The sequence below is a fragment of the Ochrobactrum sp. SSR genome, from assembly GCF_030067775.1.
Classification (GTDB): domain Bacteria; phylum Pseudomonadota; class Alphaproteobacteria; order Rhizobiales; family Rhizobiaceae; genus Brucella; species Brucella teleogrylli.
Genome location: NZ_CP125969.1, coordinates 465,967 through 483,724 on the forward strand (window position 1 = coordinate 465,967; position 17,758 = coordinate 483,724).

Genomic DNA, 17,758 nt, shown 5'->3' on the forward strand with positions numbered 1-17,758 from the left:
GTGTCTGATCCAAAAGTCGCCATACCGGACTGTAAATGGCAATTTCTGCGCTTCCGGTGCTCACGTACCCTAATGTACGCTGCGCTCCGGTTCTCGAAATCACGATTTTCGCCACGGCCTGCCGCTTTTTGATTCAGACACTGAAGCGGCATTTATTTTTCGACAGAGTCATCGAATGAGCGATCTATTTTCATCGGCGTCAGACCCGAATGCGGACCGTAATCGTCCGCTGGCCGACCGTCTGCGTCCGAAGCATCTGTCTGAGGTCACCGGTCAGGAACATCTGACCGGGCCGGAAGGCGTGTTGACGCGCATGATCGCATCCGGCTCGCTCGGTTCGATGATTTTCTGGGGGCCGCCCGGTACAGGCAAGACAACGGTAGCCAGACTGCTTGCAGGCGAAACCGATCTTGCCTTCGAGCAGATTTCTGCAATCTTTTCCGGTGTTGCCGATCTCAAGAAAGTTTTTGAGACGGCCCGCGCGCGGCGGATGTCGGGGCGGCAGACCTTGCTGTTTGTCGACGAAATTCATCGCTTCAATCGTGCGCAGCAGGATTCCTTTCTGCCGGTGATGGAAGACGGCACCGTCATCCTGATTGGTGCGACCACCGAAAATCCATCATTCGAACTTAACGCCGCTCTTTTGTCGCGCGCACGGGTGTTGACCTTTCATCCGCACGACGCGGAGAGTATTGCAACGCTGCTGATCCGCGCCGAAGAGCAGGAAGGCCGTCCGCTGCCGCTGGATGAGGAGGCGAGGGCGAGCCTTATCCGTATGGCCGACGGGGATGGCCGTGCTGCATTGACGCTGGCCGAGGAAATCTGGCGTGCCGCAAGGCCAGACGAGGTCTTTACGGTAGAAAAACTTCAGGATGTGGTGCAGCGTCGTGCGCCGGTTTACGATAAGAGCCAGGACGGGCATTACAATCTGATCTCGGCGCTGCATAAATCGGTGCGCGGGTCTGATCCCGACGCGGCGCTTTATTATTTGTCGCGCATGTTCGATGCAGGGGAAGACCCGCTTTATCTCGGGCGGCGCCTCGTGCGTATGGCGGTTGAAGATATCGGGCTGGCCGATCCGCAAGCGCTCGTCATCTGCAACGCCGCCAAGGATGCCTATGACTATCTGGGTTCGCCGGAAGGTGAACTGGCGCTGGCGCAGGCCTGCGTTTATCTGGCAACCGCACCAAAGTCGAATGCTGTCTACGTGGCTTATAAAGCCGCGATGCGGGCAGCCAAGGAACATGGTTCGCTGGTGCCGCCAAAGCATATTCTGAACGCTCCCACCAAGCTGATGAAGAACGAAGGCTATGGCGACGGTTACGCCTATGACCACGATCAGCCCGATGCTTTTTCGGGTCAGGATTATTTCCCCGAAAGTCTGGGACGGCAGAAGTTTTACGACCCGCCGGAGCGCGGCTTTGAGCGCGATATCCGCAAGCGGCTCGACTACTGGGCACGTCTGCGCCAGGAGCGTCAGGGCAGGAACCGATAAGAACTGCCCGCTTGTGGCTCAATGCAATAGTGCAGCATGCCGAACAGGATTGCCGTGATCGTAATCGCAAAGGCCGGGTGCCAGCCGCGATAGCTAGGCAAGCATGCGCCCCTGTATCATGCCGCGAACCAGCACTTCTTCCGCAAAAGCGACGAAGACGAGATTGTTGACAGCCCAGATACCCAAATAGGGCATGATCTTCGGGTCGAACTTCATATAGCCGATCGCCAAGGCGAGAGGAATCACGGTTATAAGGCAACCACTCAACATCATTCCGATGATGTTGAGTGTTCTGGCCGTTCCCGCCGCGCAGTCCGGTTAATAGGACGTTTACTTTTACATTTTATCAATCTTTATAATTTGACGAGGTTTCCCATGATGCGCGTTTTGTGTCTCGTAGCGCTCGTGATCCTTGGAGGCTGTGCGACCGCCCCGCGGCAGGTCAGCAATGTATGCGCAGTCTTCGATCAGCGTGACGGTTGGTTTAACAATTGGCAGAGTGCCGCCACGCGCGTTTCGCGTGAATTCGGCGTGCCGGTTCCGGTTTTGATGGCGACGATCTATACGGAATCGGGCTTCCAGCCCTATGCACGACCGCCCCGCACGAAGATTCTCTGGATCATTCCATGGAAGCGCGCATCCAGCGCCTATGGCTATTCGCAAGCGCTCGACGGGACCTGGGATCGCTACAAGCGGGAGACTGGGCGCTGGACCGCTTCGCGCACCAATTTTGCCGACGCTATCCATTTCATCGGCTGGTATCACTATCAAAGCTATCAGAAGAACGGCATCAACCGCGCGGATGCGTATAGCCTCTATCTGGCTTATTACAGCGGCCATGGCGGCTATGCGCGTGGGGCCTGGCGTGGGAATGCGACGGCGCTCAATGGCGCGAAGAGGGCCCAGGCCATGGCCAATCGTTATGCGGCACAGTTGCGTTCCTGTGGCGGGATTAGCTAAAAGGTGAGGACGGGGGATTCAAATACGAAATTTGGAACACCGTCCGGCCTTAATCGCAACTATCATGCGCGCGGAATCGCAAATTGAGGATGACCTTTGCATGTTGAAAAAAATCGGTATCGGCCTGATTGGAGCCACCTTGCTGGCGGGCTGCACCACTGACCCTTATACGGGCGAACAGAAGATGTCGAACACGGCGGGCGGTGCTGCTATCGGCGCTGCCGTCGGCGCTTTGGGTGGCCTCATGGTTGGCGGTTCCAGCCGTGCACAGCGCAACGCCGTGCTGATCGGCGCAGGTATTGGCGCGCTCGGTGGCGGCGCTATCGGCAACTATATGGATCGCCAGGAAAATGAGCTGCGCGCGCAGCTTCAGGGCACCGGCGTATCCGTGACGCGTAACGGCGATCAGATCATCCTGAACATGCCGTCGAGCATCACCTTCGATACGGATCAGGATCAGGTGAAGAGCCAGTTCTATCCGACGCTGAACTCGGTGGCCATCGTGCTGCGCAAGTTCAACCAGACCCTGGTTGACGTCCTGGGTCACACCGACTCGACGGGTAGCGCCAGCCATAATCAGGATTTGTCGCAGCGTCGTGCCGGATCGGTGGCAAGCTATCTCGGTTCGCAGGGCATCGACCCACGCCGCTTTGCGATCATCGGTTATGGCGCAAGCCAGCCGGTCGCGACCAATGCGACGCCTGAAGGTCGTGCTCAGAACCGTCGCGTTGAAATTCAAATTTCACCGCTGCGGGGCGCAAGCTAACCCTTGGGCAGACAGAATCGGGCCGCTGTGGTCCCATCTAACGAACGCAGTTCCTCGCGAGAGGGCTGCGTTTTTCTATGTTCGGGCCGAATCGTTGCTCCGCCGAAAGTGGCGGAGCTGCTTAAAGCGTGGATAGGCTTTTTATTTTACGTCTCTCTAATTATAGAGAACAATAATGGAACAAAATAGTAATATTGTTTTATTTCAGACTGTTAGCCTTATTGCCAAACGAGAACAAAACAGATACAAATAGATATTGGCGATGAGCCTGCCGGGCTTCTAGCGGGACAAGAGGATGGTGTAAGATGTCTCAGAATTCATTGCGACTTGTTGAGGATAATTCAGTGGACAAGACTAAGGCACTTGATGCGGCGCTGTCACAGATCGAAAGAGCGTTCGGCAAAGGCTCGATCATGCGCCTGGGTCAGAACGACAAGGTGGTCGAGATCGAAACCGTATCGACCGGCTCGCTCTCTCTGGACATCGCGCTGGGTGTAGGCGGCTTGCCCAAGGGCCGCATCGTCGAAATTTACGGGCCGGAAAGCTCCGGTAAGACCACGCTCGCGCTACACACCATTGCTGAAGCGCAGAAGAAGGGCGGCATCTGCGCATTCGTTGACGCTGAACATGCGCTCGACCCTGTCTATGCACGTAAGCTTGGCGTGGATTTGGAAAACCTGCTGATCTCGCAGCCGGACACCGGCGAGCAGGCGCTTGAAATTACCGACACGCTCGTGCGTTCCGGTGCCATTGATGTTCTCGTCGTGGACTCCGTTGCAGCGCTGACGCCGCGTGCGGAAATCGAAGGCGAGATGGGCGATTCGCTCCCCGGTCTCCAGGCCCGTCTGATGAGCCAGGCGCTGCGCAAGCTCACCGCTTCGATCTCGCGTTCGAATTGCATGGTCATCTTCATCAACCAGATCCGTATGAAGATCGGCGTCATGTTCGGTTCGCCTGAAACGACTACCGGCGGTAATGCACTGAAGTTCTACGCTTCGGTTCGTCTCGATATCCGTCGCATCGGTTCCATCAAGGAGCGCGATGAGGTTGTCGGCAACCAGACCCGCGTGAAGGTTGTGAAGAACAAGCTTGCTCCTCCCTTCAAGCAGGTTGAGTTCGACATCATGTATGGCGCCGGTGTTTCCAAGACGGGCGAACTGGTCGATCTTGGCGTGAAAGCCGGTGTGGTCGAAAAGTCCGGCGCTTGGTTCTCCTATAATTCGCAGCGTCTCGGTCAGGGCCGTGAAAACGCGAAGCTTTACCTCAAGGAGAATCCTGAAGTAGCGCGCGAAATCGAAACGACGCTTCGCCAGAATGCCGGTTTGATCGCGGAACAGTTCCTTGAAGATGGCGGCCCGGAAGAAGATAGCGGGTCCGACGCTGCGGAGATGTAATCTCCGCTGTTGGTTCGGTTCGAACCTCAAGTTCCGCTTGAAAGTTGGAGGCCCTGTGCTGTTGCGCAGGGCTTCACTTTTTTCAGTCGCAGCTTGATAGGGATTCAACCGCACCGGCAAAAGCTGGTTTCAGGTGCTGAATTTGCCTTTATGGCGCACGCTGCTTATCTGGACAGAAAAGCAGCACATCGTTAAAAGCGGTCAACCGAAGAACTCCACTTCACGTCTTTGTAACGCGGGGAGGGAGTAATGCCTGCGGTTTCCGTTATTTAATGCGGTTTGCAGGTGCAAAAGACAATCGATGCTGCCTGTTAACAGGCTGCATCAATGCAGGGCAGGAAAAGCCCAAGGGTGAATTATGGCTGGCGTCAACGAGATTAGGTCCACATTCCTCGATTACTTCCGCAAGAACGGACATGAAATCGTTCCGTCGAGTCCGCTCGTGCCGCGCAACGATCCGACGCTCATGTTCACCAATGCGGGCATGGTGCAGTTCAAGAACGTTTTTACCGGGCTGGAACATCGCGCCTATAATCGCGCAACCACCTCGCAGAAATGCGTGCGCGCCGGCGGCAAGCATAACGATCTCGACAATGTCGGCTACACTGCGCGTCACCACACTTTCTTTGAAATGCTGGGCAATTTCTCGTTCGGCGATTATTTCAAGGAAGACGCTATCAGCTTCGCCTGGAACCTGATCACCAAGGAATTCGGTCTGCCGAAGGACAAGCTCCTCGTCACCGTCTATCATACGGATGAGGATGCGGCGAATTACTGGAAGAAGATCGCCGGCCTGAGCGATGACCGTATCATCCGTATTGCCACCAGCGACAATTTCTGGGCGATGGGCGATACCGGCCCGTGTGGCCCTTGCTCGGAAATCTTCTTTGATCACGGCGATCATATCTGGGGTGGACCTCCCGGATCGCCAGACGAAGACGGCGACCGTTTCATCGAAATCTGGAATCTCGTTTTCATGCAGTTCGAGCAGGTGACGCCCGAGCAGCGCATCGATTTGCCGCGTCCTTCGATCGATACCGGCATGGGTCTGGAACGCGTAGCCGCCGTGCTACAGGGCGTGCATGACAATTACGACATCGACCTGTTCAAGGCGCTGATCCGCGCATCGGAAGAAGCGACAGGCGTCAAGGCTGAGGGGGATTTCCGTGCCAGCCATCGCGTTATTGCTGACCATCTGCGCGCTTCGAGCTTCCTGATTGCCGATGGCGTTTTGCCGTCGAATGAAGGTCGCGGCTACGTGCTGCGCCGCATCATGCGCCGCGCCATGCGTCATGCCCAGCTTCTGGGTGCCAAGGAACCGTTGATGTGGCGTCTGCTGCCTGCGCTCATTCGGGAAATGGGTCAGGCCTATCCGGAACTGATCCGCGCCGAAGCGCTTATTTCCGAAACATTGAAGCTGGAAGAAACCCGTTTCCGCAAGACACTGGAACGCGGTCTCGGCCTCTTGTCCGACGCCTCCGAAAAGCTGGTCGAAGGCGACCGCCTCGACGGTGAAACGGCTTTCAAGCTTTACGACACTTATGGCTTTCCGCTCGATCTGACACAGGATGCACTGCGCCAGCGTGGTATTACTGTCGATACCGACGGCTTCTCCACTGCCATGGAACGCCAGAAGGCAGAAGCGCGCGCCAATTGGGCCGGTTCGGGCGAAGCCGCAACCGAAACGATCTGGTTCGGTATCAAGGACAAGGTCGGCGCGACAGAGTTCCTGGGTTATGAAACCGAAAGCGCTGAGGGCGTTATCGCCGCCCTGGTGCGCGACGGCTCGGAAGTGCAGTCGGCGTCCGAAGGCGAGACCGTATCGGTCGTGGTCAACCAGACGCCGTTCTATGGTGAATCCGGCGGCCAGCAGGGCGATACCGGAACGATTTCCGGCGAAGGTTTTGTCATTACCATCAAGGACACGCAGAAAAAGGGCGAAGGCGTCTTCGTTCATATCGGCGAAGTGACCAAGGGCACTGCGAAAACCGGCGAAGCCGTCGAATTGAAGGTCGATTCGGATCGTCGCACGCGCATTCGCTCTAATCACTCGGCAACCCATCTTCTGCATGAAGCGCTGCGCGAAACGCTGGGCAGCCATGTGGCGCAGAAGGGTTCGCTCGTTGCGCCTGATCGCCTGCGCTTTGACTTCTCGCATCCGAAGCCGATTTCGGCTGAGGAGCTGGCCAAGGTTGAAAACATGGCCAATGAGATCATTCTCCAGAACGCGCCGGTTTCCACCCGCCTGATGGCTGTGGACGATGCAATTGCTGAGGGCGCGATGGCGCTGTTCGGTGAAAAATATGGTGATGAAGTGCGCGTCGTGTCGATGGGCATGGCCAAGCATGGTCCGAAGGCTGGCAAGTCCTATTCGGTCGAACTTTGCGGCGGCACGCATGTGCGCCAGACAGGCGATATCGGTCTGGTCCGCATCGTTTCGGAAGGTGCGGTTGCAGCCGGTGTTCGTCGTATGGAAGCGCTGACGGGCGAGGCTGCGCGCCTTTATCTCGAAGAGCAGGACGAACGCGTGAAAGCAATCGCCAGCGCGCTGAAGACCACGCCTGCCGAAGCGCTTGAACGCGTCAACGCCCTGATGGACGAGCGCAAGAAGCTTGAGCGCGAATTGTCGGATGCACGCAAGAAGCTCGCGCTCGGCGGCGGTTCATCGGAGGGCGGCAGCGCGGTTGAAGCTGTGAATGGCGTCAACTTCCTCGGCAAGGTTGTGACTGGTGTATCGCCGCGCGATCTGGAAGCCATTGGCCGACGAAGGCAAGAAGCAGGTTGGTTCCGGCGTGGTGCTGTTCATCGGCGTCGGGGAAGATGGCAAGGCCAGTGCCGTTGCTGCCGTGACGGAAGATCTGGTCGGTCGTTTCAGTGCCGTGGATCTGGTGCGCGCTGCTTCGGCAGCACTTGGCGGCGCCGGTGGCGGCGGCCGCCCGGACATGGCGCAGGCCGGCGGGCCGGATGGCGACAAGGCGGATGCTGCGATTGCAGCGGTCAAGGCGCTGATCGCCTGATTTAATAGCAATAAGGCCGGGGAAACCCGGCCTCAGCCTGCTGACAAACCCCTGGCTATGCCGGGGGGTGTGATTCTCTGGGTCATGTTGAAGAAACCAGCCGCAGAACAGACCGCGCTCGAGATGGTGACGCTCGATCAACTGGTCCCGAAAGATCATCTGCTTCGCAAGATCGATGCGGTGATCGACTTCTCTTTCATCCATGACCGGGTTGCCGGGCTTTATTGCCCCGACAACGGCCGTCCTCCGCTCGATCCGACCTTGATGTTCAAGGCGCTGTTCATTGACTACCTGTTCGGCGTGCGCTCGGAGCGTCAGCGGGTGCGCGAGATCGAGGTCAATGTCGCCTATCGCTGGTTCCTGCGCCTGAAGCTGAGCGATGCGGTGTTCGACGCCTCGACACTGAGCCAGAACCGGCGGCGGCGCTTTAACGACACCTCGGTCGCCCAGGACATTTTCGACCATATCGTCGAACAGGCGATCCGGCACGGACTGGTCGATGGGACAGTGCTTTATACCGACAGCACACATCTGAAAGCCAATGCCAACAAGGGCAAATACGACCTTGAGATGATCGCCAGATCCCGGGCCGACTATTGGGCTGATCTTGATCGGGCCATTGATGCGGAACGGGCACTGCACGGCCAGAAGCCGATGAGGGACAAGCCGCGTGAGCGGGAGGTGAAGGAAACCAAGGTCAGCCGCACCGATCCGGAAAGCGGCTATATGGTGCGCGACGGCAAGCCGAAGGGCTTCTACTATCTCGACCACCGCACGGTGGATGGAAAGCTGGCCATCATCACCGATATCCACGTCACGCCGGCCAATGTGCATGACAGTCGCGTCTATCTCGACCGTCTGGATCGGCAACGCCGGCGCTTTGACTTCGAGGTTGGCGCGGTCGGGCTGGATGCTGGCTATGCGACAGCGGCCATTGCCCGGGGTTTGGAAGATCGCCATATCCTTGGCGTTACCAGCTACCGCACTCCAACGCCGCCCAGGGACGGCATGATGCGCAAGTCGAAGTTCGCATTCGAAGCGGATGCCGATGGCTATCGCTGCCCTGAGGGCCAATTGCTCCCCTATGCCACGACCGACCGCAACGGTTACAAGCATTATGTATCTGATCCGGCCATCTGCCGGACCTGCCCGCTGCTCGCATCCTGCACGGCCAACGCCAAGTCCATCCGTACCATCACCCGCCATGTCTGGCAGGACGCCCGCGAACGCACTGACGCCCACCGGCTCACAGCTTGGGGAAAAGCGATCTACAAGCGGCGCAAGGAAACGGTGGAATGCTCCTTTGCCGACGCCAAGCAGCTGCACGGCCACCGCTACGCCCGCTTTCGAGGCCTTGTCCGCGTCGCCTGCCAATGCCTGCTGCAAGCCGCCGCACAGAACATCAAGAAGATCGCCATGGTCCTGACAAAGACCCCAAAGGCAGCCAGCGTATGAGCGGCTGCAGCCGCTTGCAACTCCTTACTAATGCAGTCACAAAACGCGCCCCTCTCAAAAACAAAACCCGCCGAAAAATATCGGCGGGTTTGTCAGCAGCCTGAGGCCGGGGAAACCCGGCCTTATCATTTTAAGCGGCGTGTGCTTTGCGGCTGTCATCGGGCGCTTCGGCCCGTTCATCAAGACCGTAGTCGCGAACCACGCTGGCGACCCGCAAGCGGTAGTTTTCAAAGACACCGCCACGACCCTGTGCCTGTGCAATGCGATGCGAGGGCAGGTTGCGCCATGCGCGGACGGCGTCTTCATCGCGCCAAAATGAGAGCGACAGCAGCTTGTCCGGCTCCACGAGGCTCTGGAAACGCTCGATTGAGATGAATCCATCGATGCGGCTGAGATCGTCCCGTAGGCCCGCCGCTATATCGAGATATTGTCCGCGCCGCTCATCATCGGCGGGCCAGACTTCAAAGATCACCGCGATCATGGTTTTACCAGCTCCGCATGAGGTCCCGATTGCGGCTTGAGGAACATGCGATCCTCAGATCGAATGAATTGCTCTCGGCGCGCAAATTCATAATTCTCGCGTCCGAGCGGATCGGCGGCAAGTCGCGCGCGATAGGCTTCATATGCGGCGAGGTTTTCCAGCGAATAAACGCCATAGGCCGTGGTAGCAGAGCCTTCATGCGGGCCGAAATAGCCGATCAGTTGCGCGCCGCAACGCGGAATGGCTTGGCCCCAATTGCGCGCATATTCGGCAAAAGCATCCGCTTTGAACGGGTCGATCTGGTAGCGGATGAAACAGGTGATCATGCGGGGTCTCCTTGATATGTATGCTTTCGATGGAAACACTGTAGCGGTTGAAATGCAGGCATAGTTCGGTTAGCATCGAAGTATGAAAGATGGACCGATCATAGCATCCGTCGCTGCTCTTCTCGGCGATCCGGCACGTGCAAACATGTTGACGGCGCTGATGGATGGACGCGCCTTGACCGTCAGCGAGCTGGCGTCTGCGGCGGGCGTCACCTTGCAGACTGCCAGCGGGCATCTGGCCAAGCTCGATGCGGCCAATCTGTTGATTGCTGAAAAGCAGGGGCGTCACCGTTATTTCCGCCTATCGGGCGCGGATGTGGCGCAGGTGCTGGAAGGGCTGATGGGCCTTGCCCAGCGAACGGGAGCGGTGCGCGTGCGCACGGGGCCGAAGGAGGAGGCATTGCGCAAGGCGCGCATCTGCTACGATCATCTGGCGGGCGAGCGCGGTGTTGAGATGCTCGATGCCGCGCACAGGCTTCGCCTCATCGATAATGCCGAAGAACCCGTGCTGACGGATGAGGGCAAATCGTTTTTCACCTGCCTGGGTGTGGACGTGGCAGGACTCGAACACGGCAAGAGACCGGTGTGCCGCCATTGTCTCGACTGGAGCGAACGGCGCAATCATCTGGGTGGTGCGCTTGGCGCGGCGCTTCTGAAGAATTTTATCGCGCGTGGTTGGGCCAGACGCGCCGAGGGGCGGGTGATCGCCTTTTCACCCACCGGCGCGCAAGCCTTCAAAAACGCGTTCTCAATTGAAGCGCAGCCGACTTGAAGTCGACACCTTAGCTCGCGGCCTTGACGGCAGCGTCATCCAGTTCAGCTGCACGTTTTGCGGCAGGACGGGCTTGCAGCCGTTCCCAATAGGCATCAAATGCCGGGCGGTGCGGCAAGCTTCCGAACATCATGCCCCAGCCTATATGAGAACCGACATAGACATCGGCTGCCGTGAAGCGATTGCCGGTAATATAGGGATGGCGCGATACCGCCTTTTCCAGCGTGGCGACGACGCTGTCGTAATTGCCATAGCCCATCATGCGCTCGTGCTCTGGCGGCACTTCAAAGCCCATGGAGCGATTTGATAGCGCCGCTTCCAGCGGCCCTGCGGCAAAAAACATCCAGCGATAGAAATCGGCGCGCTCGTCGGGATGGGGCGCAAGTCCTGCTTCCGGAAAGGTGACAGCCAGATAAGCGCAGACGGCTGCGGCTTCGGTGACGATAGCTTCGCCGTGGCGCAATGCGGGCACTTTGCCCATGGGGTTGACGGCACAAAATTCAGGGCCTTTCATCGGAGGGCCAAAATCGAGAATTTGAACGTCGTAGGGCTTGCCCGTCTCCTCCAGCATCCAGCGGGCGATACGTCCACGCGACATGGGATTGGTGAAAAGCGTCAGGTCAGCCATTTTATCCTCCTTGAATGGATGGATGCAGAATGCGCGTTTTCCCATATGAAGCAAATCAAAAAGAAAACGGCGGGAAAACCCGCCGTTTCGCATTCTTATGAAAGCTGCTGCTGATTAAGCAGCCATTGCCTTCTTGAGGTTTTCGTCGATCTTGTCGAGGAAGCCGGTGGTGGAGAGCCACGGCTGATCCGGACCGATCAGCAGCGCCAGATCCTTCGTCATGAAGCCGCTTTCCACGGTGTCCACGCAGACCTTTTCCAGCGTATCGGCAAAGCGCTTCAGCTCGGCATTGTCGTCGAGCTTGGCGCGATGTGCGAGACCACGGGTCCATGCGAAGATCGAAGCGATCGAGTTGGTCGAGGTTTCCTCGCCCTTCTGATGCTGGCGATAGTGACGGGTCACGGTGCCGTGTGCAGCTTCAGCTTCGACGGTCTTGCCATCCGGCGTCATCAGAACCGAGGTCATCAGGCCGAGCGAGCCAAAACCCTGAGCCACGATATCCGACTGAACGTCGCCGTCGTAGTTCTTACAAGCCCAGACATAACCGCCCGACCATTTGAGCGCCGAAGCGACCATGTCGTCGATAAGGCGATGTTCGTACCAGATCTTCGCTTCCTTGAACTTTTCGGCGAATTCGGTCTGGTAGACTTCTTCGAAGATGTCCTTGAAGCGACCGTCATAGGCCTTGAGAATGGTGTTCTTGGTCGAGAGATAGACCGGGTAGTTGCGCTGCAAGCCGTAGTTCAGCGAGGCGCGTGCGAATTCGCGGATCGATCCGTCGAGGTTGTACATGGCCATTGCCACGCCAGCCGCCGGAGCCTGATAGACTTCGTGTTCGATGGTTTCGCCGTCTTCACCGACGAACTTGATCGAAAGCGTGCCCTTGCCCGGGAACTTGAAATCGGTCGCGCGGTACTGGTCGCCGAATGCATGACGGCCAACAATGATCGGCTGGGTCCAGCCCGGCACGAGGCGCGGAACGTTCTTGCAGATGATCGGCTCGCGGAAGATCACGCCGCCGAGAATGTTGCGGATGGTGCCGTTTGGCGACTTCCACATCTTCTTGAGCTTGAATTCTTCAACGCGCGCTTCATCGGGGGTGATGGTTGCGCACTTTACGCCGACGCCGTGTTCCTTGATGGCGTTTGCTGCATCGATGGTGACCTGGTCATTGGTCGCATCGCGGTTTTCAACCGACAGATCGTAATATTTCAGATCGACGTCGAGATAGGGATGGATCAGCTTGTCCTTGATGAACTGCCAGATGATGCGGGTCATCTCGTCGCCGTCGAGTTCAACGACTGGGTTCGCAACCTTGATTTTTGCCATGGATGAAGCCTCTTTTTAAATGCGTCTTGAATGCGTTGGGCCCCTATAGCACCCGCAGGGAATAAGGCAAAGCTCTCAGGCCTCATTCTTTGGCCTATAGGTGGAATTGGCAGTCAAAAAATCGCGAAGGGCGGGGTCAGGCTGCGTGGTGCGTTGCCGGCTCGCTGTTGCGTGGCTTCTTCCAGCTCTCCTGCTGCTGGCGGTAATTTTCCTGTTCGCGCGCCAGAATGGCGTCAGCGTCGAGCGCGGAAATGGCGGCCGCCTTGTCGGTCGGCACGAGGCCGCTCAGTTGCAGGGAAAGATAGCGCCCGCAGCAGACGCGCAGGAAAGAGGCGAAATTGTCGAGGTCGTGGCCTTCTTCGCGGGATTCGCCATAAAGCTTGCTGATCAGTCGGCTCACGCTGAGACCGTCGCGGGAAGCAACATCTTCCAGTGTCCACCAGAAGAAGTTTTCAAGCCTAACGCTGGTGACGACGCCATCAATGCGCAGTGAGCGTGTTACGCTCTGCCAGAGTTCTGGATTGGCACCGATGAACAATCTGCACATGATTTTCTCCCGGATAAAGCTCCGTGGATAGTGTTGCGCAATATGAAGCTGCCTGCAACCGATGATGATTGCAGGCAATATCCATTATGCTCAAGCGTGCGTGATCTTGGTGCCGAGCACGGCGAGGAACTGCGATAGCCATGCCGGATGAGCGGGCCATGCGGGCGCGGTGACGAGGTTTCCGTCTGTTACGGCTTTATCGACGGGAATATCGGCATAGGTGCCACCGGCGAGTTCGACTTCCGGGCGGCAGGCCGGGTAGGCTGAACAGGTGCGGCCTTCCAGCACGCGGGCGGCTGCAAGCAGCTGGGCGCCGTGGCAGACGGCGGCGACTGGTTTGTTTGCTTCGAAGAAGTGTTTTACGATCGCAATCACCTTGTCATCGAGCCGCAAATATTCTGGCCCGCGACCACCAGGAATGACCAGCGCGTCATAATTTTCAGCCTTCACATCGGCGAAACTGGCATTCAGCGTGAAATTATGGCCGGGCTTTTCCGAATAGGTCTGGTGACCTTCGAAATCGTGAATGGCGGTCGCGACCTGATCGCCCGCTTTCTTGCCGGGGCAAACCGCGTGAACCGTGTGGCCGACCGCAAGCAGGGTCTGGAACGGGACCATGGTTTCATAGTCTTCGCCGAAATCACCGCACAGCATGAGAATTTTTTTAACGGACATGGCTTCCTCCCTGAATCCTGATTTTCCGTACGGTTAATCTGGCATGGATGCGGCGAGGGCAGGTGTTATTCAGATACTACACCTGTTTTTTGCGGACGAACGTAAGGGGAATCTTTGCGATTTTACGTCAATTATGTCAGGGAAACGCCACGATTATATCTATGACGGAAAGCATCATGGCAGGAACAGACAAGCAGCGCCCCTTTATCGCGGAAGGACCGGCAATCGTGCTGGTGGAGCCGCAATTGCCGGAGAACATCGGCATGGTGGCGCGTGCCATGGCGAATTTCGGTCTGGCTGAATTGCGGCTCGTCAATCCGCGTGAGGAGTTTCCCAGCGAAAAGGCGAGGGCCGCCGCCAGCAAGGCCGATCATGTCATCGACAATGCGGTGGTTTATGACGACCTGCCGTCGGCGATTGCCGATCTCAATTTCGTCTATGCCACCACGGCGCGTGAACGCGATGGCTTCAAGCAGGTGCGCAGCGCCGTCGAGGCCGGTAATGAATTGCGCACGCGTTTTCGAAGCGGCGAAAAGACGGGCATCCTCTTCGGTCGTGAACGCTTTGGTCTCAGCAATGAAGAGGTCGGGCTTGCCGATGAGTTGGTGACTTTTCCGGTCAATCCGGCCTTCGCCTCGCTCAATATCGCACAGGCCGTGCTGCTCATGTCCTATGAGTGGATGAAGTCCGGTCTCGAGACCGAGACGGAAACGGTTTTCCGTGGACCAGAGATGGAGCTTGCGCCGAAGCACGAATTGCAGGGCCTGTTCAACCATCTGGAAGAAGCCCTTGATGTCAGAGGCTATTTCCGGCCCGAAGCGCGCAAGGAAATTATGGTCAATAATCTGCGCGCCGTGCTGACGCGGGCCGGTTTCGCCTCAGCGGAATTGAAGCTCCTGCGCGGGGTTGTCACCTCGCTTGATGTGTTTACGCCCAAGAAGCCGCGTGGCTCCGGCGCGCCGGAAGGTCGCGCCCGCAAGCCCGCTCCAGAGGATAAGGCAGAATGAAAGACGCGCCCGTCGCCAGCTTTTCCGCTTCCGCAACAACCGACAACGAAAGACCTATATTGGTCTTCGACAGCGGTATCGGCGGTTTGACGGTGTTGCGCGAGGCGCGGGTGCTGATGCCGGACCGGCGTTTCGTCTATATCGCCGACGATGCCGGTTTTCCCTATGGCGGCTGGGAAGAAGAGGCGCTTCGGGCGCGTATCGTTGAACTGTTCGGCGGTTTCATCGCAACGCACAATCCTGAAATCGCGGTCATCGCCTGCAATACGGCCTCGACATTGGTGCTGGACGATTTGCGCCGCGCCTATCCATCGGTGCCTTTTGTGGGGACCGTGCCTGCGATCAAGCCCGCCGCCGAGCGCACATCGTCCGGGCTGGTTTCCGTGCTGGCGACGCCCGGCACGGTGAAGCGCGCTTATACCCGCGATCTCATCCAGTCTTTCGCCTCGCAATGCCATGTGCGGCTGGTCGGCGCTGATCGGCTGGCGAGCATTGCCGAGTCGCATATTCGCGGCGAGGAGATCGATGAAGCGCTGGTCGTGGAACAGATCGCGCCGTGCTTTATCGAGAAGGATGGCAACCGCACGGATATCGTGGTGCTTGCCTGCACCCACTATCCGTTTCTCGCCAATGTGTTCCGCCGTCTGGCACCATGGCCGGTGGATTGGCTCGATCCGGCGGAAGCGATTGCGCGCCGCACCGTATCGCTGCTGACGCCGCGCAAGGGCGATGTTGAATTGCATCACCACGACGATCTTGCGGTCTTCACCTCACAGAAGCCGGATTATGCCATCCGCAGGCTGATGCAGGGATTTGGGCTGCAATTCGCATAAGATATCATGCTTAAGGCCTTGTATTTTCCTGATCTTACGTGATCATGCTTGTGATCCGTCGATAAGGAAAAAGAGATGACCGGCACGATACCGCAGATCAAGCTTCCGTCAGGTCAGAACGTTCCAGCGCTGGGACAAGGCACCTGGTATATGGGTGAGAACGCCGGGGAGCGTCACCATGAGGTTGAGGCGCTTCGATACGGTATCGAGCTTGGCATGACGCTGATCGACACGGCGGAAATGTATGCCGATGGCGAAGCTGAGGAAGTTGTCGGCGAAGCCATAACAGGTCGCCGCGACGACGTGTTTCTGGTGAGCAAGGTTCTGCCCTATAACGCATCTCGGACTGGCACGATCGAGGCTTGCGAGCGCAGTCTGGAACGTTTCGGTACGGATCGCATCGATCTTTATCTCCTGCACTGGCGCGGGCGTCATCCGCTGGCTGAAACAATTGCTGCTTTCGAGGAATTGCAGCAGGCAGGCAAGATCGTCGCTTGGGGTGTCAGCAATTTTGATGCAGGCGATATGCAAGAGCTGTTCAGCGTCACGGGCGGTCAGGCTGTCGCGAGCAATCAGATTCTCTATAATCTCACACGGCGCGGGCCAGAATTCGACCTCATGCCCTGGTGCGGTCAGCATGGCATTCCGCTGATGGCCTATTCGCCTATCGAACAGGGCCGTTTGCTCGGCAATCGCGCTTTGGCGGAGATCGCTGCGGAATATAGCGTGACGCCTGCGGCGGTGGCGCTGGCATGGATCATGCGCAAGGGCAACGTGGTTGCTATTCCAAAATCATCGAACCTGCATCATGTTCGCGACAACAGAAAAGCCGCAGATTTGCGGCTTTCCGAAGAGCAATTGGCGCGTCTTGACCGCGCCTTTGCGCCGCCTTCGCGAAAAGTGGCGCTGGAGATGCTTTGAAATGGCTCTGTGATTGAATCAAAGAGCCGTTTTAAGCTGTTGTTTATAATCAATTTTCACAGGGTGTGGCTAGCGGGCGTCTTTCTTCGCCTGTTTGACACTTGCGGTCTTGCGGTTACGCCCGCGATCGGCAAGCCGCGTGAAAGTGCTGTACTTTTCATTTGGAACATTTCGCATACCGAAATGGGCATGACGCGTATTGAAGGTTTTGGCAGCCTTTTCGCTGGCGAGCTTTGCTGCAAGCGCTTTCTGGGCGTTGGCGATCAGATCGCTGGCAGCTGCCATCTGTTCACGGCGCTCGACTTCGCCATTGATGCGCGCCACGGCAGTCGCGAGAACGGCAACCTTCAGGTGAGAGCCTTCATCGGCCTTTGAAGCCGTCGCGCCACGGGCCGCCGATTTGCCGCGCATTTCACGGCGGCGCTGGTTGGCTTGATCGCGCGCCTTCTTGCGGCGCTCGCGGATCAGCTTTGCCAGTTGGGTGAGTTCCTCGTCGGACACTTCCTGCAAATGCGGATGCTGGGTCTTTTCCACCAGCTCCTTCTCTTCTGCATTAAGCGCGCGCGCCTGGTCCTTTCTGCTGACGGCCATGGGACATCCTTTCCTTGAAAAGCAATTTCCGCAAAAATCCCTATAGGGATATAGGCTCGGCTTTTGTCCGGGGAAGAGCGTAGTTGAAGTTTTCGTGTCACGCTTTTTATAGCGGTGTTCCTGCGGGCCGGCATGGAACTATTACGACCGATTTCCGTTATCCCGCAGTCGGAAAAAGCGCGGAGATCAGCATATGGAAATCGTCGAAACCCGCATCGGCTCGATAGGCGGCTTCAAGCTCTATACGGTCGAGTTTATTGCCGAGGGTGATGAAAAGGTATCCGTGATTTTTGAAAACGAAACCGGGGTGGAGTTGAATCGCGACGATGCCATTCGGCGTGCAGCAGCCAAGCTTGGTGCGGCGCTCGGCGTTGCGTCCATGGAATGTGGAATTGAACCCGACACCTTGCTGACGCGCCCCAGCGCAAGGCGGGCAGGTGACCGGGCCGAACTGGAACGTCAGCTGGAGGAAGGGCTGGAAGATACCTTTCCCGCGAGCGATCCGGTTTCGGTGACGAGTTCCGCGATACCGGCATCCGCGGACCCGAAGTCGTAAGGCGA

Annotated in this window: 18 protein-coding genes and 1 pseudogene; 11 read left to right on the forward strand and 8 right to left on the reverse strand. The window is 57.7% G+C overall.

What is annotated here, in order from left to right; genetic code table 11:
- Positions 1–175: 175 nt before the first annotated feature.
- Positions 176–1,495, forward strand: coding sequence for a replication-associated recombination protein A (locus tag QLQ11_RS02225; RefSeq protein ID WP_283735907.1), 1,320 nt, complete (start codon positions 176–178; stop codon positions 1,493–1,495).
- A gap of 93 nt (positions 1,496–1,588) precedes the next feature.
- Here QLQ11_RS02225 and QLQ11_RS02230 read toward each other — a convergent pair whose 3' ends face one another.
- Positions 1,589–1,711 carry a hypothetical protein gene (locus QLQ11_RS02230; protein ID WP_283735906.1) on the reverse strand — a complete coding sequence of 41 codons (123 nt, stop codon included), beginning with the start codon at positions 1,709–1,711 and terminating at the stop codon, positions 1,589–1,591.
- Between the two features lie 159 nt (positions 1,712–1,870).
- Here QLQ11_RS02230 and QLQ11_RS02235 point away from each other — a divergent pair, with 159 nt between their 5' ends.
- From QLQ11_RS02235 to QLQ11_RS02255, 5 genes and pseudogenes are all read left to right on the forward strand, one after another.
- Positions 1,871–2,455 carry a transglycosylase SLT domain-containing protein gene (locus QLQ11_RS02235; RefSeq protein ID WP_121536272.1) on the forward strand — a complete coding sequence of 195 codons (585 nt, stop codon included), beginning with the start codon at positions 1,871–1,873 and terminating at the stop codon, positions 2,453–2,455.
- 100 nt (positions 2,456–2,555) lie between these two features.
- Entirely contained in the window at positions 2,556–3,221 is a 666-nt protein-coding gene (locus QLQ11_RS02240; protein WP_109370251.1) for an OmpA family protein, read from the forward strand.
- 305 nt (positions 3,222–3,526) lie between these two features.
- Entirely contained in the window at positions 3,527–4,615 is a 1,089-nt protein-coding gene (gene recA, locus QLQ11_RS02245) for a recombinase RecA (protein ID WP_109369210.1), read from the forward strand.
- Between the two features lie 358 nt (positions 4,616–4,973).
- Positions 4,974–7,632: pseudogene (gene alaS, locus QLQ11_RS02250) on the forward strand (alanine--tRNA ligase).
- 84 nt (positions 7,633–7,716) lie between these two features.
- On the forward strand, positions 7,717–9,087 hold the full coding sequence (locus QLQ11_RS02255; RefSeq protein ID WP_109370250.1) for an IS1182 family transposase: 1,371 nt from the start codon (positions 7,717–7,719) through the stop codon (positions 9,085–9,087).
- A 130-nt stretch (positions 9,088–9,217) separates the two neighbouring features.
- Here QLQ11_RS02255 and QLQ11_RS02260 read toward each other — a convergent pair whose 3' ends face one another.
- Together QLQ11_RS02260 and QLQ11_RS02265 are read right to left on the reverse strand one after the other, a co-directional pair.
- Positions 9,218–9,568, reverse strand: coding sequence for an antibiotic biosynthesis monooxygenase (locus QLQ11_RS02260; protein WP_109369208.1), 351 nt, complete (start codon positions 9,566–9,568; stop codon positions 9,218–9,220).
- A complete protein-coding gene (locus QLQ11_RS02265; protein WP_109369207.1) occupies positions 9,565–9,894 on the reverse strand; it encodes an NIPSNAP family protein in 330 nt (109 codons plus the stop codon). The genes QLQ11_RS02260 and QLQ11_RS02265 overlap by 4 nt, the downstream gene beginning before the upstream one ends.
- A gap of 82 nt (positions 9,895–9,976) precedes the next feature.
- Here QLQ11_RS02265 and QLQ11_RS02270 point away from each other — a divergent pair, with 82 nt between their 5' ends.
- Positions 9,977–10,666, forward strand: coding sequence for a helix-turn-helix transcriptional regulator (locus QLQ11_RS02270; protein WP_109369206.1), 690 nt, complete (start codon positions 9,977–9,979; stop codon positions 10,664–10,666).
- 10 nt (positions 10,667–10,676) lie between these two features.
- Here QLQ11_RS02270 and QLQ11_RS02275 read toward each other — a convergent pair whose 3' ends face one another.
- From QLQ11_RS02275 to QLQ11_RS02290, 4 genes are all read right to left on the reverse strand, one after another.
- On the reverse strand, positions 10,677–11,294 hold the full coding sequence (locus QLQ11_RS02275; protein ID WP_283735905.1) for a glutathione S-transferase family protein: 618 nt from the start codon (positions 11,292–11,294) through the stop codon (positions 10,677–10,679).
- 114 nt (positions 11,295–11,408) lie between these two features.
- On the reverse strand, positions 11,409–12,623 hold the full coding sequence (locus QLQ11_RS02280; protein ID WP_371835899.1) for an NADP-dependent isocitrate dehydrogenase: 1,215 nt from the start codon (positions 12,621–12,623) through the stop codon (positions 11,409–11,411).
- Between the two features lie 136 nt (positions 12,624–12,759).
- Positions 12,760–13,170 carry a ribbon-helix-helix domain-containing protein gene (locus QLQ11_RS02285; protein ID WP_283735904.1) on the reverse strand — a complete coding sequence of 137 codons (411 nt, stop codon included), beginning with the start codon at positions 13,168–13,170 and terminating at the stop codon, positions 12,760–12,762.
- Between the two features lie 90 nt (positions 13,171–13,260).
- Positions 13,261–13,845 carry a DJ-1/PfpI family protein gene (locus QLQ11_RS02290; protein WP_171318336.1) on the reverse strand — a complete coding sequence of 195 codons (585 nt, stop codon included), beginning with the start codon at positions 13,843–13,845 and terminating at the stop codon, positions 13,261–13,263.
- Between the two features lie 176 nt (positions 13,846–14,021).
- On the opposite strand from QLQ11_RS02290, the gene QLQ11_RS02295 reads away from it, so the two are divergent.
- The 3 genes from QLQ11_RS02295 to QLQ11_RS02305 all read left to right on the forward strand — a co-directional run bounded on the left by QLQ11_RS02295 (position 14,022) and on the right by QLQ11_RS02305 (position 16,606).
- Positions 14,022–14,852 (forward strand): RNA methyltransferase, encoded by an 831-nt coding sequence (locus QLQ11_RS02295; protein WP_109370249.1) that lies wholly within the window; start codon positions 14,022–14,024, stop codon positions 14,850–14,852.
- Positions 14,849–15,685, forward strand: a complete 837-nt coding sequence (gene murI / locus QLQ11_RS02300) for a glutamate racemase (RefSeq protein ID WP_109369201.1) — start codon at positions 14,849–14,851, stop codon at positions 15,683–15,685. Before QLQ11_RS02295 ends, murI begins: the two co-directional genes overlap by 4 nt.
- Positions 15,686–15,760: 75 nt before the next feature.
- Entirely contained in the window at positions 15,761–16,606 is an 846-nt protein-coding gene (locus QLQ11_RS02305; protein WP_109369200.1) for an aldo/keto reductase, read from the forward strand.
- Positions 16,607–16,675: 69 nt separating this feature from the next.
- Here the strand turns inward: QLQ11_RS02305 and QLQ11_RS02310 are convergent, their stop codons facing one another.
- On the reverse strand, positions 16,676–17,197 hold the full coding sequence (locus QLQ11_RS02310; RefSeq protein WP_109369199.1) for a hypothetical protein: 522 nt from the start codon (positions 17,195–17,197) through the stop codon (positions 16,676–16,678).
- A gap of 193 nt (positions 17,198–17,390) precedes the next feature.
- Here QLQ11_RS02310 and QLQ11_RS02315 point away from each other — a divergent pair, with 193 nt between their 5' ends.
- Positions 17,391–17,753 carry a hypothetical protein gene (locus tag QLQ11_RS02315; RefSeq protein WP_109369198.1) on the forward strand — a complete coding sequence of 121 codons (363 nt, stop codon included), beginning with the start codon at positions 17,391–17,393 and terminating at the stop codon, positions 17,751–17,753.
- Positions 17,754–17,758 lie beyond the last annotated feature (5 nt).